General features: G+C 40.2%; 15 protein-coding genes. 13 read left to right on the forward strand and 2 right to left on the reverse strand.

The window, feature by feature from the left end:
* Positions 1-4: 4 nt before the first annotated feature.
* The 7 genes from ABXT49_RS03385 to ABXT49_RS03415 all read left to right on the forward strand — a co-directional run bounded on the left by ABXT49_RS03385 (position 5) and on the right by ABXT49_RS03415 (position 4537).
* The gene (locus tag ABXT49_RS03385) at positions 5-931 is read left to right on the forward strand and encodes a nucleoside phosphorylase (RefSeq protein WP_416653188.1); all 927 of its coding nucleotides are present in this window, start codon (positions 5-7) and stop codon (positions 929-931) included.
* Positions 932-998: 67 nt separating this feature from the next.
* On the forward strand, positions 999-1400 hold the full coding sequence (locus ABXT49_RS03390) for a c-type cytochrome (RefSeq protein ID WP_416653190.1): 402 nt from the start codon (positions 999-1001) through the stop codon (positions 1398-1400).
* Positions 1401-1541: 141 nt separating this feature from the next.
* Positions 1542-1973 (forward strand): glyoxalase, encoded by a 432-nt coding sequence (locus ABXT49_RS03395; RefSeq protein WP_416653193.1) that lies wholly within the window; start codon positions 1542-1544, stop codon positions 1971-1973.
* A gap of 11 nt (positions 1974-1984) precedes the next feature.
* A complete protein-coding gene (locus ABXT49_RS03400; RefSeq protein WP_416653194.1) occupies positions 1985-2116 on the forward strand; it encodes a hypothetical protein in 132 nt (43 codons plus the stop codon).
* A gap of 4 nt (positions 2117-2120) precedes the next feature.
* Positions 2121-2693 carry a peptide deformylase gene (gene def, locus ABXT49_RS03405; RefSeq protein WP_416653195.1) on the forward strand — a complete coding sequence of 191 codons (573 nt, stop codon included), beginning with the start codon at positions 2121-2123 and terminating at the stop codon, positions 2691-2693.
* Between the two features lie 246 nt (positions 2694-2939).
* Complete coding sequence (locus tag ABXT49_RS03410; RefSeq protein ID WP_416653197.1) at positions 2940-4349, forward strand: ammonium transporter; 1410 nt, start codon at positions 2940-2942, stop codon at positions 4347-4349.
* An 11-nt stretch (positions 4350-4360) separates the two neighbouring features.
* Positions 4361-4537, forward strand: coding sequence for a hypothetical protein (locus ABXT49_RS03415; protein ID WP_416653198.1), 177 nt, complete (start codon positions 4361-4363; stop codon positions 4535-4537).
* A gap of 78 nt (positions 4538-4615) precedes the next feature.
* Here the strand turns inward: ABXT49_RS03415 and sucB are convergent, their stop codons facing one another.
* On the reverse strand, positions 4616-5731 hold the full coding sequence (sucB, locus tag ABXT49_RS03420) for a dihydrolipoyllysine-residue succinyltransferase (protein ID WP_416653201.1): 1116 nt from the start codon (positions 5729-5731) through the stop codon (positions 4616-4618).
* On the reverse strand, positions 5728-8430 hold the full coding sequence (locus ABXT49_RS03425) for a 2-oxoglutarate dehydrogenase E1 component (RefSeq protein WP_416653203.1): 2703 nt from the start codon (positions 8428-8430) through the stop codon (positions 5728-5730). Before ABXT49_RS03425 ends, sucB begins: the two co-directional genes overlap by 4 nt.
* 413 nt (positions 8431-8843) lie before the next feature.
* On the opposite strand from ABXT49_RS03425, the gene bmt reads away from it, so the two are divergent.
* The 6 genes from bmt to ABXT49_RS03455 all read left to right on the forward strand — a co-directional run bounded on the left by bmt (position 8844) and on the right by ABXT49_RS03455 (position 15678).
* Positions 8844-9860: a betaine--homocysteine S-methyltransferase gene (gene bmt / locus ABXT49_RS03430; protein WP_416653205.1), complete on the forward strand. Its 1017-nt coding sequence runs from the start codon at positions 8844-8846 to the stop codon at positions 9858-9860.
* A gap of 93 nt (positions 9861-9953) precedes the next feature.
* A complete protein-coding gene (locus ABXT49_RS03435) occupies positions 9954-10604 on the forward strand; it encodes a helix-turn-helix domain-containing protein (protein ID WP_416653206.1) in 651 nt (216 codons plus the stop codon).
* A gap of 383 nt (positions 10605-10987) precedes the next feature.
* Positions 10988-12463: a glutamine synthetase family protein gene (locus ABXT49_RS03440; protein ID WP_416653209.1), complete on the forward strand. Its 1476-nt coding sequence runs from the start codon at positions 10988-10990 to the stop codon at positions 12461-12463.
* Positions 12464-12539: 76 nt separating this feature from the next.
* The gene (locus tag ABXT49_RS03445) at positions 12540-13478 is read left to right on the forward strand and encodes a glutamine amidotransferase (protein WP_416653211.1); all 939 of its coding nucleotides are present in this window, start codon (positions 12540-12542) and stop codon (positions 13476-13478) included.
* Positions 13466-14308, forward strand: coding sequence for a GXGXG motif-containing protein (locus ABXT49_RS03450; RefSeq protein ID WP_416653214.1), 843 nt, complete (start codon positions 13466-13468; stop codon positions 14306-14308). Before ABXT49_RS03445 ends, ABXT49_RS03450 begins: the two co-directional genes overlap by 13 nt.
* 35 nt (positions 14309-14343) lie before the next feature.
* Positions 14344-15678 carry an FMN-binding glutamate synthase family protein gene (locus ABXT49_RS03455; protein ID WP_416653217.1) on the forward strand — a complete coding sequence of 445 codons (1335 nt, stop codon included), beginning with the start codon at positions 14344-14346 and terminating at the stop codon, positions 15676-15678.
* Positions 15679-15685 lie beyond the last annotated feature (7 nt).

The raw sequence follows: 15685 nt of genomic DNA on the forward strand, positions 1-15685 counted from the left end.
AAATATGACTGATAGATCTGAGATCGTAATTGTTAATGAGCGTCTCTACCACTTGGGAATAAAAAAAGGAGACCTTGCGCAGAATGTCTTTATCGTTGGAGATCCGGCACGTGCAATACGGGTTTCTAAAGAGTTTGATACGATTGAGCGAGAGATTTCAAATAGAGAATATCTAACGTTTACAGGGAAATATAAGGGCATTCCTGTTTCTGTAATTGGCACTGGGATTGGCACAGACAACGTCGAAATTGCCTTAGTTGAAGCCTTCATTGCCCATGAGTTTAACCTTAAAGATAACACCCGTAAAAGTGACTGTCCACCGATGACATTTATAAGGCTTGGAACGTCTGGTGGCGTTCACCCAGATATAGCTCCTGATACACTTGCAATCTCATCCTATGCGCTTGGTTTAGATAATACTGGGCTCTACTATGATGAGGCTCCAGTAGATGAAATAGTTGAAAGAATTGAGATTAAAGCAAAACAAATTTTGACTGATGCAGCGCTTAAAGACTCAAGATTTAGAGGAAAAATTATTCCCTATGCATCAAAAGCATCTACGGAAATTACAGAGGCATTGGCAAAGCAAGCAGCGAAGCAAAATGTTAAATTTGAAGTCGGAATAACGGTTTCCTCTCCAGGCTTTTATGGCCCGTCCTCGCGCTTTATTGAGGGCCTAAAATATACCTTTCCTGACATTAAGGGCAGCCTTTCAAAGCTTGAAGTTGATGGTCTTCGGGTACTTAATATGGAGATGGAGTCCAGTCTATTTTTTCACTTATGTGGCCAGATGGGGTATCGAGCCGGGACAATTTGTACGGTGATTAGCGCCTCTACATCGAGCGATGATGTGGTCGACTATGACGCTGCTATAGGAAGCGCAATTAAAATTGGCCTGAAGACGCTAGTTGACCTTAATAAAGCAAGCTAGTTTAGAAGCTTAATAACTACATTTAAAATTCACTTAACTTATATTTCTTTAGAGTAGACTCACCCCCATGAAAATATTTATCATTGCCATAATTGCGATTTTAGCCGGGTGTAGTTCTGGAGAAAAGGAAAAGAGCTCAGAGCTAAATATAGCGCTTGGAGAAGACGTTTTTAATAAAAACTGTATCAGTTGTCACGGCTCAAAAGGAGTCGGCCTTGCCAAGGATTGGAAAGTTAAAGATGAGAACGGTAACTTTCCAGCGCCGCCACTGAACGGCACGGCGCATACTTGGCATCATTCACCTTCTGATTTGCTTTATACAATTAATAAGGGCGGGGGAGAGATGGGGGGAATGATGCCTGGATTCGAACAAAGACTTTCTGAAGAAGAAAAATTAGCGCTAATAGATTATATTTATAGTTTATGGCCCAGTGAAATTCAAACAAAATATGACAAGCGGTTTAAGTAGTTAAAAATTCTATTTAAGTACTATTTTAGTAGTTAAAAATTCTATATAAATCCAATTTTTTCGAACTATTCGAACCAATATCCTCAATTTTGGCGTATTATTTTCTATAAAATAATATTTTTTCAGTTTTGGATTTTAATTATGAGTAATAGATTTCATCTGGCTGTTGAGGCCGGGGATTTGTCAGTAACTGTTTTATGGTATCAAGAGGTTCTTGGATGCAAGTTAGATACTTCGGAGCTAGGTTCAGAGAAAGGGTTATGGCAAGATGTTGACTTTTGGGGAAATGAATTAACGCTTCATAGCTCAACTCCAAGAAAAGCAAAAAATGTAGACATGAATAGACATGATGTTGCGATGGGAAATGTTGTTGTTCCTCATTTTGGCGTCCACCTAGAAATGGATCAGTACAAGCAGGTTCGTGAAAATGTTCTTAATAATAATGGCTTCCTTGATAAGCCATATATCCGTTTTGAAGGAACAGATTACCAGCAGGAAACATTCTTTGTTAAAGATCCAAATCATAATGTCTTAGAGATCAAACATATGGTTAATCCAAGAAGCCCTCAATAAGGAGTATTAAGTTGAATGATGAACAGGTAGAAAAAATACTAAAAGAGCTCAGAGATATTCGCGGCGTTATGAATAAGGCCTATCAGTTATTTTGGGGCGCAAGCATATTACTTTTGTTAATTCTTGTTGTGGATTTTATTTAAATAAATGATTAGACACATAGTGCAAATTGGAAATCCAGCTCTGCGCGAGATTGCAAATGTTGTTGAAGAAAGCCAGATTGCTTCAAAGGAAATTCAAAGTCTTATTGATGATCTTATTGAAACAATGAGAGATGCAAATGGCGCAGGTTTAGCGTCAACTCAAATTGCAGTTCCTTACCGGGTATGCGTTATAGAGGTCAATAAAAACCCTCGCTATCCCTACAAGCCAGATATTCCATTGACGGTTTTAATTAACCCTAAAGTAACCTTTTTAACAGAAGAAAGAATCAATGTTTATGAGGGCTGCCTGTCGGTTCCAAACTTAAGAGGAAGGGTTGATCGGTGCCCTGAAGTTCTAATTGAAGGTCTTGATCGAGATAGTCAAAACCTCAGTTTTGTTGCAAAGGGTATAAGCGCTGGAACCTTTCAGCACGAGCTTGATCATCTTGATGGTCTTGTCTTTACCGATCGAATGAAGGATGCTAGTTCCCTGACAACTATTGATGAGTTTGTAGAAAATCAAGAAGAAGAATTTAAGCAACAAGTCATCAGTATCGTTAAAAATTATGGCAGTTAAGTTAAGTCATAGATCACTATGAGCTTTAACTAAGCCAATTCTACTAGACTTACCAAATTAATTATCTTCCGTAAGTATTTGTTATTTATTAACTTACTTTAAAAACCTTCTGTAATTGACTTAATTTAGAGATAAATTTGATAGATTTGTCGTTTTGAATTGTTTATACTCGATAGTGTAAGAGCAAAAAGTTCTTATAAGTAAAAAGGAGAGAGTTTACTTACAACAAAAAAAGGAGAAATTGTTTTGGAAGATCAAATCTTAGCTTTAACGGCAGAGTTAGCTGCTGTCAAAAGTGCGGCTCAGGTCACAAACACCATGTTTGCTGAAGCGTACTATTACTTAACAATTCCTTTGATGGTTCTTATTCATGCTGGTTTCCTTCTCTATGAGATGGGTCAAACTCGTGTGGCAAATGTACTATCATCAGGAATCAAAAACTTACTCGCGTTCGCGTTTACAATCGTAACGTTTTATCTGTTCGGTTGGTGGTTCTATTGGGCCTTACCAACGTTTCCAGTTACGTCCCTGGCAGCAGGTGCCGGTTACATGGAAATTTCAGGTTTAGCGTATGCAAGTTCTATAGCGTTACCATGGGGCGACTCAGCTCAGTATATGGGTCCAAATATGGGTGATCATGCTTCAGGCGTATTCTGGGGTGCTTTTGCTTTATTTGCTGCAACGACTGCGTCTATTGCTTCTGGCGCGCTAATCGAGAGAATACAAACTGTAGGTTGGGTAATCTGTGCGATTGTCCTTGGTTCTTTTGCCTGGGTTGTAGCTGCTGCTTGGGGCTGGCATGCCGATGGTTGGTTAGTAACAGAGTTCGGTTTTCATGACTTTGGTGCTGCTGGACTGGTTCACGCGGTTGCTGGATTCTTTGCGCTTGGTATCCTATTAAATTTAGGTCCTCGTGTTGGAAAATTCAACGCAGATGGTTCTGCAAATAAAATTGCGGGTCATAACATCCCACTAACAATCACTGGCTTAATGCTAATTATTGTTGGTTTCTTCGGCTTCCTAATGGCATGTATCATTTTGCCTGGTGAGGGTTGGAGTTGGTATGCTGATCAAGGAACTACCATTTATGGAACGCCAATGACGCTTTCAGCACTAGCATTTAATGTTGCTCTAGCTGCTTCAGGCGGAATTATCGGTGCATGGGTATTTACTAAAGACCCTTTCTGGATGATGTCTGGCTGTCTAGCGGGTATTATTTCAGTCGCTTCTGGCCTTGATGTTTACTTCGGTTCACACGTAATCATTATTTCACTTGTTGCGGGCATGATTTTAAAACCATGTGCAGACTGGCTAGAGGGCTTAGGTATCGATGATGCTGTTGGCGCTGTTACGGTCCACGGAACAATTGGCCTGTTTGGCCTTGTTGTTCTTGGTGTGTTCGGTTCTGGTATACCAGGACTTGGTGCAGCTGCTCCAGAAGGCACAGTTGCAATTAGCCTATTTGGCCAGATTGTTGGCGCTGTAGTTATGTTCTTGCTTGGATTCGTTCCTGGATACGTTGTGTCCTGGTTGGTAAACAAAGCTGGAATGTTACGTATTCCAGATGCTGTCCAAATCAAAGGTCTTGACGCAGTCAAGGTTCCTGCTCAGGCTTATCCTGAGTCAATGGTTAGTGCTGAATCTGATTCTAAATAAGGAGAAATAATATGGGATATTTTGCTGAATCTTTTGCAGAACTCTACAATGCCGATGGCTGGATTGATATGGGTATGTATATTGGTGCGGGCAGTTCTATGCCTGGATGGTATACGGTCATTGCATCGGTTATGTTAGTAGCGATTTTAGTCAAAGGAAACAATGACGAACAAGATCACTACAAATAGTAATCTGTAAAAAGTAATAAACTAAAAAGGGCGGTATGTAAATACCGCCCTTTTTTTTTATCTGAAATAGCTAGCTTTTTAAACTTTCAGTAATAGCCTAGCTGGATCCTCTAAAGCATCTTTGATTGAGATCAAAAACTGAACGGCTTCTTTGCCATCGATAATTCTGTGATCATAGGAGAGCGCAAGATACATCATCGGCCTGATGACTATTTCGCCGTTAACAACGACTGCGCGTTCTTGCGTTTTATGCATTCCAAGGATTGCACTCTGAGGTGAATTCAAGATTGGCGTTGAAAGAAGCGAGCCAAAGACGCCGCCATTGGATATGGTGAACGTTCCGCCGCTCATCTCTTCAATTCCCAGAGTTCCGTCCTGAGCTCTAACTGCGTAATCAACGATGCCTTTCTCGATGTCGTGCATTCCCATCTTGTGAGCATCACGAAGCACAGGAACGACCAACCCGCGATCAGAAGAGACAGCTACTGAAACGTCGCAGTATGCGTGATAGACAATGTCATCGCCATCAAGGTATGCGTTTACTGTTGGGAATTTTTTTAGTGACTCGACTGCCGCTTTAACAAAGAACGACATAAAGCCCAATTTAACTGAGTACTTCTTCTCAAAAGCCTCTTTGTAACTTTTTCTCATAGCCAGTATCTCTGTCATGTCAACTTCATTAAACGTTGTCAGCATGGCTGTATTTTGAGTTGCAGAGTGAAGTCTTTTGGCTATTGTTTTGCGAATACGGCTCATTGGAACTCTTTCTTCCATTCGATTACTCGTTGGCTTGGACGAGCTTGGCTCAGGAGAGCTTATAGGCTCCTCTTGAACATTCTCCTGAAGGTTTATTTCAGGAGGCTCTTCAATAGCTGCAACTGGAGATTCTGTTGCTTCCTTTATTGGAGCTTCTTTAATGATTTCTTTAGGGGCTTCAGACTTTTGAGCCGGCATTTCAGCGTCATCATCTAAAAGAGCCAGAACCTGCTGAGCGTTAACTGTTTCACCTTCCTCCGCTAAGATTTCAGTGAGAATACCTGCCTCTTCAGCAGGAACCTCTAAAACAACTTTGTCTGTTTCAATTTCAACGATGACGTCATCAACCTCAACATAGTCTCCAGGCTTTTTATGCCATAAAGCGACTGTCGCTTCGTTTATAGATTCTGGGAGGACGGGTACTTTTACTTCTTTCATTTTTTAATGCTCCTAGCAGTACCCATAGTTTGAATACCTAACGCTTTTTCAATGATATAGCTTTGGTTAATGTTGTGCTGCCTAATGCTGCCCTCTGCAGGCGCTGAGTAAAGGTCTCGCGCAACAACATGAAGTGTTTGGCCTTTAACAATGCTTTGCATAAAGTTGTGCCTGGAAGTGTACCACGCGCCTTGGTTAATTGGCTCTTCTTGGCACCAAACGATATCTTTTGCATTTGGAAACTTCTCAAGCTCTTTGATAAGCTGCTCTTCTGGGAATGGGTAGAGCTGCTCAAGTCTCAGTATTGCAACATTATTAATTTGATCATCTTGACGACGCGTTAATAATTCATAAAATAATTTGCCGCTACACATAATAACGCGGTCAACTTTCTTAGGCTTGATGTTGTCATACTGCTCTTCGTAAACATCTCTAAACCTGCCTTCAGTAAACTTATGCAGTGGTGAAGCTGCTAGAGGGTTTCTTAAAAGACTTTTTGGCGACATAATAATTAGGGGCGCTCTAAATTTTCTTAATATTTGACGTCTCATCAAATGAAATATTTGGGACGCGGTTGACGGCACGCAGACCTGCATATTGTGACTCGCACAAAGCTGAAGAAAACGCTCAAGTCTTGCAGACGAGTGCTCTGGTCCTTGACCTTCAAGTCCATGAGGAAGAAGCATAACTAGGTTAGATAGGCGCCCCCATTTGGCCTCAGCAGAGGCAATAAATTGGTCAATAATGGCTTGAGCGCCATTAACGAAGTCGCCGAACTGGGCTTCCCAGATAACCAGTGACTCAGGGTTTGCTGTAGCGTAACCGTATTCAAAACCAAGGGCCGCCTCTTCAGATAGAATTGAGTCAAATATTTGAACTCTTCCTTGCTTGTCACTAATATTTTGCAGCGGCGTATAGTCCTCGTTTGCTAGTTGGTTATGAAGCACTGCGTTACGGTGGAAAAATGTCCCTCTGCCAGTGTCCTGACCTGTAAGCCTAATTGGCGTTCCAAAGTCAGTAAGACTAGCGTAGGCTAGAGTTTCAGCAAAACCCCAATCCGCATTAATTTTTCCATCAGCCATCTTTTGTCTTTCGGACATCATCTTCTTAACGCGTGGGTGAATCTCAAAGTGACTCGGGACTTTTTGAAGTTTTTTATTTAAGTCTTTAATTTGTTTTTTACTGATAGCAGACTCATAAGGGTCGAGCCAAGTAGCATCAAAGTAATCTTCCCATAGCATTTCCCAGGCTCTCTTGTTTTTATCTTTGGGCTGAATAATATTATAAGCAACCCTCTCGCCTTCTTTTAGTTCTTGACGGTAATCGCTAATCATCGTATCAACTTCTTTTTGCTCAATGACGCCTTGCTTCATTAGAGTGGTCGCATAGTTTGCGCGCGTAGTTGGTTTCTTTCGAATTGCCTCATACATTAAGGGCTGAGTCACAGCTGGCTCATCGGCTTCATTGTGTCCATGTCTTCGATAGCACATCAAGTCGATGACTACATCTTTTTTATACCTCATACGGTAATCGAGTGCTAACTTAGTAATAAAGCTAACCATTTCTGGATCTTCAGCGTTCACATGAAATACAGGCGCATTAATCATCTTAACAACGTCAGTACAATAATCCGTTGACCTTGCGTCATCCTGCTTGGAAGTAGTAAATCCAATTTGATTGTTGATAATAATATGAACCGTGCCCATCGTTCTATAGCCTCTTGACTGAGACATGTTTAATGTCTCCATCACGATTCCTTGGCCAGAAAAAGCGGCATCTCCGTGGATAAGCACGGGGAGAATTTGTTGACGCTCCGCGTCCTCAATCTTGTCCTGATGATAGCGGGCATAGCCTTCAATCACGGGGTTCACTAATTCAAGGTGAGAAGGGTTAAACATGAGCGCAAGATGAACATCCTCTTTGCTTGTTTTAATGTCTGAAGAAAAACCTTGGTGATATTTAACGTCACCCGTTTGGTTCTTTCCCAGTCCAAGCTCTCCGGCAAACTCTTTAAATAAGCTTTCAGCTCTCTTGCCCATAATATTAATTAGGACATTAAGGCGTCCTCTATGAGCCATGCCTAAGCATATCCTTTTCATTGAGTGCTCACCTGAGTGCTCAATTAAAACGTTTAATAGTGGCACTAAGGTATCACTCCCCTCTAATGAGAAGCGTTTTTGACCAACATATTTATTATGTAGAAATTTTTCGAACACTTCGGCCGCAGTTAGCCTTTGAAGTAGCCATTTTTTATAGTCCACTGAATTTTCTTTTTCAAGAGACATGGTTTCAATTTTAGTTTGGACCCATTTCCGCTCTTCAAGGTTGGGAATGTTCATATACTCAACACCGAGACTGCTGCAATAAGTTTTATTAAGAGAAGTAAAAAGATCTCTCAAGGTAGTGCAGTTTGGGCCTTGGTATGATCCCATATCAAAAGTCTTGTCAAGGTCAGATTCACTTAAGCCGAACTCTTCAAGAGTAAATGGAGGCGTTGAATGGTGCCTAGGTCGTTGCAAAGGGTCTAGCCCTGCTCTTAGATGACCTGAAAATCGAAAGGCATAAATTAAACGAAGAACTCCAAGCTGAGCAGCACTTTGACTGACCACTTTAGTATTGGAAGTTGATTCAAAATTGTTTTCACCATAATCAATAAAGCGATTAATCACATCATCGTGTGAGCTAGAATTATTATTCATTATTTGGAAGAATTAAGTGATGCAAGAGGGGGAGATTTAAATTTATTTTTGACTGAACAAGGTCAGTTATATTGCTAATTAATAGCCTGCAATTTGGTACTTGCTTTGACATCAAAATATTCACAATTTGTGACTTAAATATTTAACTTGAAATTATATAGAGAATGGGGCCTGTAAGTAGTTAATTATTAAAATTAATAATTACTATTCTTGCAATGAATTTTAGAATTCAAAATGAATTCTAATTTACATTTAAAATTTTTTTCTAATGGATGAGTTATTAATAGAATATTGTTACAAGAATGATGATTAATCTAGATTGAATTTCTTAAAATTGAAATTATTTAAGGCATTGGTTAATCCGACCTAAAATCTTCAAAGAACTATCATTAATAATTCTTCTAATTAGCTTAATGAACAATTTTTTAAAAATTCTTCAAGACAAAGAACATATCCTTGCAGATGGCGCAACGGGTACGAACTTATTTGAAATGGGGCTCGAGACTGGAGACCCACCTGAGCCTTGGAATTTAGATTATAGAGACAGAATTCGTTCCCTTCATCAAGGCTTTGTTGATGCAGGCTCTGATTTATTTTTAACCAATAGTTTCGGTGGCACTTCTTTTCGCCTCAAACTCCACAATCTTGAAAGCAGAGTGTTTGAATTAAATAAAGCTGCCGGGACTGTTGCAAGAGAGGTCGCCGATCGTGCAGATCGCTTAGTCATTGTTGCAGGATCAATGGGGCCAACAGGTGAAATGATTGAGCCTCACGGCTTAATGACCTCTGCTGAGGCAATTGGCGCTTTTAAAGCTCAAGCTGAAGGTCTCGCTGAAGGAGGCGTTGACGTTTTATGGCTGGAAACTATGTACTCAATGGAAGAGTTGGAGGCTGCTCTTGATGCTGTTAAAGATATTGGCTTACCAGTCTGCGCGACTATGAGCTTTGATACTGCAGGTAAAACTATGATGGGCATTACTCCTGCAAATCTTGCTCTAAGAGCAAAAGAGCTTAACCTTGCAGGGTTTGGGGCAAATTGCGGTGTTGGAGCGCCAGATTTGTTAGCAACAATTAATGACATATCTCGAAATGTGGAATCCGGTACGGTTGTAATTTCAAAAGCAAACTGCGGCATCCCTCAGTTTCATGATGGAAAAATTCTTTATTCTGGAACAGAGGAATTAATGGCTGAGTATGTTCAAATTGCAATGAACTCTGGCGCAAAAATTATTGGTGGCTGCTGCGGAACAACGTATGCGCATGTTCGGGCAATGCGTAAAGCAATGGATCAGCATCAAGTAAATGCGCCTCCAACTTTAGCTGAAATTGAAAGGCGGGTTGGAGTTATGTCAAATGGCTCCAGAGCGATCTTTGAAGGTGATGATTCAAAACCCACTAAAGAGCGCAGAAGTAGACGCTCAAGGTCTTAAAAGCAACAATTCATTTAATTAATTAGTTATTTTTGTGATAAGATAATTTTCTTTATAGTGTAATTTTATTTATTCTAAGTAAATTATTAATTCATGGCTTCAATTAAAAATACTTCGCAAAAAGAACAAAGCGTCTCCATAGTAAACAAAAATCTTCCCAGTTTTGGAACCGATAAACAACTAGAGGCTTCGATTGGAAAGCAAGTTAGGATCTCACGAAAAAATGCTGGCGTTACTTTGCAGCAACTCTCAAAGCAGTCACTATTATCTGCCAGTATGCTCTCAAAAATTGAGAATGGTCAAATTAGCGCTTCTTTAAAAACAATTCAGCTGATCTGTCACGCCCTTAATATTTCAATTACGTCGCTATTTAAACAGCATGATAAAGACGTAGAGCCAACTTTTATTAAGTCAGGTAATGGTTTAACAATTGAGAGAGCAGGATCAGATGAGAGTAGGCACTACCAATTGCTCGGTCACAACGTGAGCGGCTCTCTTAAAGTAGAGCCTTGCCTCATTACGGTAACTTCAAGAGATTATGATTTTCCTGACTTTCAGCATAAAGGGGTTGAGTTTATTTATATGCTCAAAGGTGAAATGGATTATTACTATGGAACTGAGATATATCACTTCCAGAAGGGTGACTCCATATACTTTGATTCAGATAAGCCTCATGGCCCTAAAAAAATCATTAGTGATGAGTGTCAATTTCTAACGGTTATTTGCTCAAACAATTCTGATTAAGTTGGCTTTAAGTTTTAATAATTTAAACTTTCTTTTTCTAAAATTATCCTTCCCTAAACCCCTTCTAAACTAAAACTTTTTTCTTGTTTTTCTGTAATTATTTAGAAGAAAATCAACACTTTATTATATTTCTTTAAAATCAATAATATTTCTTGACAATGGAATATCATTAGGCGTATACTCAAACTTTAATTTGCTGTTACTCCATCTATTTGGAGTCAAAAAGAGTCATTTATATAGTAATTTATTTGACCTCTATTACTAAAACGGCAGCAAATTCATTAGTGTTTCTGTTTTGGTTTATATCATACGAATCAAAATAAAAACATGCATAGGGGGTAAATCTTTAATAGAGATTTTTTTTATTTTTTCGGAGAGATTAAATGACAGATTTAGAACAGCACGTTAACGAGCCCGGTCGCGACAAACTTGTAAAAGAAGTCAAGGCTAAGATCGAAGCATTGGGCGTTACATATGTATATTATCAATTTGTTTCAGTTACAGGACGCATTGTAGGTAAAGGTATTCCTGCCCGCCATTGGGAGAGATTAGCTGAAAAAGGATTTCAACTAGTATATGGCTCAACAGCCAACTTATTCGTAGACCGTCACGGTGATTACATTGGTTACGGTCCAGAATCCTCAGAGCTTGTTGGCCTTCCAGATCCTGACACTTTTTGTCAGCTTCCATGGGACAAAAGAGTTGCGCGTGTTTTTTGTAGACTTTATAGAAACCGTGAAGAGCGTGAAAGACCAGGCGAAGCGTTAACGTCAGATTGTCGTGGTAACTTATATAGACAACATAAAGAATTCCAAGATCAGTATGGGTTAGATATGCGCTGCGGCACGGAGCCAGAAATGATGTGGCTAAAGCGCGGTGAAGATGGTCAGCCGAACGGTGGAGTAACAAAGCCGAACTGTTATCACATTGACCAGTTTGAAGAGTTACGCCCTGTCTTTATGAAAGTTATAGAATACTCAGAGCAAATGGGTCTTGACATTATTCAAGGTGACCACGAAGATGCCCCGGGACAGTTAGAGCTTAATACCCAGTTTGATGATGTATTAAGAAATGCGGATCGATTGACGACTTATCGTCAAATTTGCGCACAAGTTGCGCGTGAGTTTGGTTTAATTGCTTGCTTCATGAGTAAACCTTTTATGGGAGTATCTGCATCCGGTTGTCACCATAACATGTCTTTATGGGAAGGCGGAAAAGATGTATTCCATCCAGAAATTGCTGGTGAAGGAGAGCTTCCAGGAATGCCTGGGAACTTTATGTATAAAGAGGGCGGAAAGAACACATTTATGCCTGATCCTTCAATTGATGAAAAGATGCCTGGTCCAATTGGCCTTCAGTCAATCGGTGGTGTTATTAAGCATTTACCCGCACTAACTTCAATTGGCTCTTCTACAGTGAATTCTTATCGCCGTCTTTGGGATACTGGTTTTTGGGCGCCAATTTTTGCAGATTGGGGTTATCAAAACCGTACATGTGCACTTCGCGTTTCTGCGCCAGGTCGTTTTGAATACCGCTCTGTGGACTCAATGGTTAATCCTTACTTAATGGGATCAGCGCTATTAATGGCGATGGGTGACGGTATTGATAATAATCTAGATGCTGGTGAGCCTGAAGAGCGCAATATCTATGCAGCGATGGAGGCAGGAAAGCAAGTTACGAAGCTTCCTATGTCCTTAGGTGAGGCATTAAATGAGCTAGAAAATGATGAAGTAATTAAATCATCGATGCCTAATGAAATGTACAAAGTTTTTCATCATTATAAGACAGATGAATGGGAAAAATTTAATGCAACAGTTACAGATTGGGATTTAGAGACTTATATAGATTGCTTACCATAGGGCTAAGTGTTCTTAAGGTTGTTTTAGAGTGCCCACTTAAAGGTGGGCAATTTTTCGGGAAAAGGGAGATTATTTTATGTGCGGTATAGCGGGAATTATTCATAAAAAAGCTGGAAAAGGCGTAAACATTGGTCAGCAAATGACATCAATGCTACAGGCTTTAAAGCACAGAGGTCCAGACTCAACTGGATATGCAATGTATGGTAAAGGTAATGGAAATCAAATATTAAGATTTAAAGTTGCTGAAGCTGCTGATCTTGAAGGTAGCTATGATATTCATGCTACTATCAGAGATCGCTTGGAGACAGTCAACTCAAGACTTACTGAGTTAGGTGTTAAAGTCGTCAAGAAAGAAAGTCCAACTGAGTATGCCCATCGTTATGAAGTAGAGTTCTCAGGCGACATGAAAAAAGTTGCCGACTTCGTTGAAGATGTTGAAGGCGTTGAGATTTTATCTATCGGTAACTCACTTGAATTAGTAAAAGATTTAGGAGATGCATCGGTTGTTTCTAACCAGTACGGCTTAAATGACTTTAATGGCACTCACGGAATTGGACACACCAGAATGGCGACAGAGTCTGACGTAGATATTCGCTCTGCTCATCCTTACTGGGCCTATCCTTTTAGTGACGTTGCAGTTGTTCATAATGGACAGCTCACAAACTATTGGACAAATAGACGTTCACTTGAGCGCTCTGGCCACCGTTTTTCATCGAACTGTGACTCAGAACTCATTGCTGTTTATCTTGCAGACAGAATGAGTCAAGGTGACGATTTAGAAACTGCTATGAAAGGCTCAATAGACTACCTTGATGGCGTTTTCACTTATTTGGTTGCAACAAAAGATCAACTTGGTATGGCCAAGGATGTTATGGCTGCTAAACCAATGGTTGTATACGAAGGCGAAGATATGATTGCGTTAGCTTCTGAAGAGGTTGCAATTAGAACTCTATTTGATCATCGTATTGATACATTTGACCCATATCACGGAGAGGTAAAAGTATGGCAGAACTAAGGAAGGAAACGTCCCAAGAAATGGGACTTCACGATGAGCAATTAAAAGGAAGAACTCAGAAAAAATTCTTCTCTGTTGATGAAAGTGAAAATTTAACATATTTTCACTCATTTGATGTTGATACTAGCAAGACTGCTACGATTGATGCACTTGAAATGACGCCAAGAGAGATTAATCGTGAAATCAGAGAATTAATGGAAAAAGGTATTGGTGACATTACTGTTGATAATCCTATGTCAAGGCATGGTGTTGGTGTTGGTATTCTAAACAGACTTAACTTAACTTTCTCAGATAGTTTAGGCTATTTTGGTTGCGGCTTGATTGATGGACCTAATGTTCATATTAAAGGTCGTGTTGGTTGGTCATGTGCAGAAAATATGATGGCTGGAACTGTTGTTATTGATAAAAATGCTGGCTCAACTTTTGGCGCTGCTATTCGTGGAGGCGATCTTGTCTGTAAAGGCAGTGTTGGCGCTCGTACTGGTATTGATCAGAAGGGCGGTACAATTATTGTTGGCGGTAAGACAGGCGCGTTTTCTGGATTCATGATGCAGCGTGGTCGTATGATTGTTTTGGGTGATGCTGGAATGAACTTAGGTGACTCAATGTATGACGGCACTATTTATGTTGGCGGTGAAGTTGAAGAGCTTGGAGTGGACTGTGTTCAGGCTGATATGACAGAGCTTGACGTTCGCTACTTAACAGAGAAATTAGCCCTTTATGGCATGAAGAGTCCTAGAGGCGTTGAGAAAATGCAGAAGCATGTTTCTGGAAAAATGCTATGGAACTACGCTAACTTAGAGCCTAATGAGAAAAAACTAATTCTTTAATAGTGCTTTTAACAAATTAAACAAAAGGAAATATTATGAGTGATTCGGAAAAACATAGACTAGGTAAAAGTTTTATCTTCCCTAAAGCAGTGATGGATGATATTCACATTAAGTCTGATTTGGGAAGATATAGAATGAGAGGATTCTCTCTATTTAAAAAAATTCCAACATGGGACGATTTAACATTTATGCCAGGAACATTAACCCGTTTTGTTATTGAGGGTTATAGAGAAAAATGTTTAACTAAAACAATTATTGGGCCAGAGGCTCCAAGACCATTAGAGCTCGACATTCCTATATATATTACAGGAATGAGTTTTGGTGCGTTGAGTTATGAGGCTAAAACTGCTCTAGCTCGAGGCGCTACGATGGCAGGAACAGCTACTTGTTCTGGTGAAGGCGGAATGATTCCAGATGAGAGGCGCTACTCAAGTAAATGGTTTTATCAGTGTATCCAGTCTCGTTATGGCTTTAATCCACAACATTTACGTCTAGCTGATAGTGTTGAGTTTTTTATTGGTCAAGGTTGTAAGGTCGGATTAGGTGGACACCTAATGGGTCAAAAAGTTACAGACCAAGTTGCTGAAATGCGTTCTTTACCTGCTGGTATTGATCAGCGCTCTCCTGCGAGACATCCAGACTGGCTTGGACCAGATGATTTGGCGCTTAAAATTGAAGAAATTCGTGAGGCGACAGATGGTCAGATTCCAATTCAGCTAAAACTTGGTGCAGCGCGTGTATACGATGATGTTCGAATGGCTGCTAAAACTGGTTGTGATAGTATTTATATTGATGGTATGGAAGGAGGAACTGCTGCTGGACCCCATATTGCAACAGAAGAAACTGGAATTCCAGGAATTGCAGCAATTCGACAAGCTCGAAGAGCAATTGATGATGTTGGCATGAGCGGCAGAATTTCTTTAGTTTATGCTGGTGGTATTCGAAATGGTGGTGACGTTGCTAAAGCAGTTGCACTTGGTGCTGACGCGGTTGCGATTGGTCACTCATCGCTTATGGCGCTTAACTGTAATAGAGATATTCCTGAGGCTGATTTTGAAGCTGAAATGGGCGTTAAAGCTGGTGAATGTTATCATTGTCATACTGGGCGCTGTCCGGTTGGTGTGGCAACTCAAGATCCTGAGCTTAGAAAGCGTCTAGATCCGGATGAAGCATCAGAGCGTGTATACAACTTCTTACATACACTAGCAATCGAGACACAAATGATGGCTCGTGCCTGTGGCAAGACAAATATTCACTCATTAGAGCCAGAAGATTTAGCTGCGCTTACTATGGAGGCTTCAGCTTGTGCACAAGTTCCTATTGCAGGTTCACAGCACACGGTTGGCCGTCCTGATATGACACGTTTTTAAGATAAGG

The organism is Candidatus Pseudothioglobus sp. Uisw_086 (assembly GCF_048085745.1).
In the GTDB taxonomy this organism is placed as follows: Bacteria; Pseudomonadota; Gammaproteobacteria; order PS1; family Pseudothioglobaceae; genus Pseudothioglobus.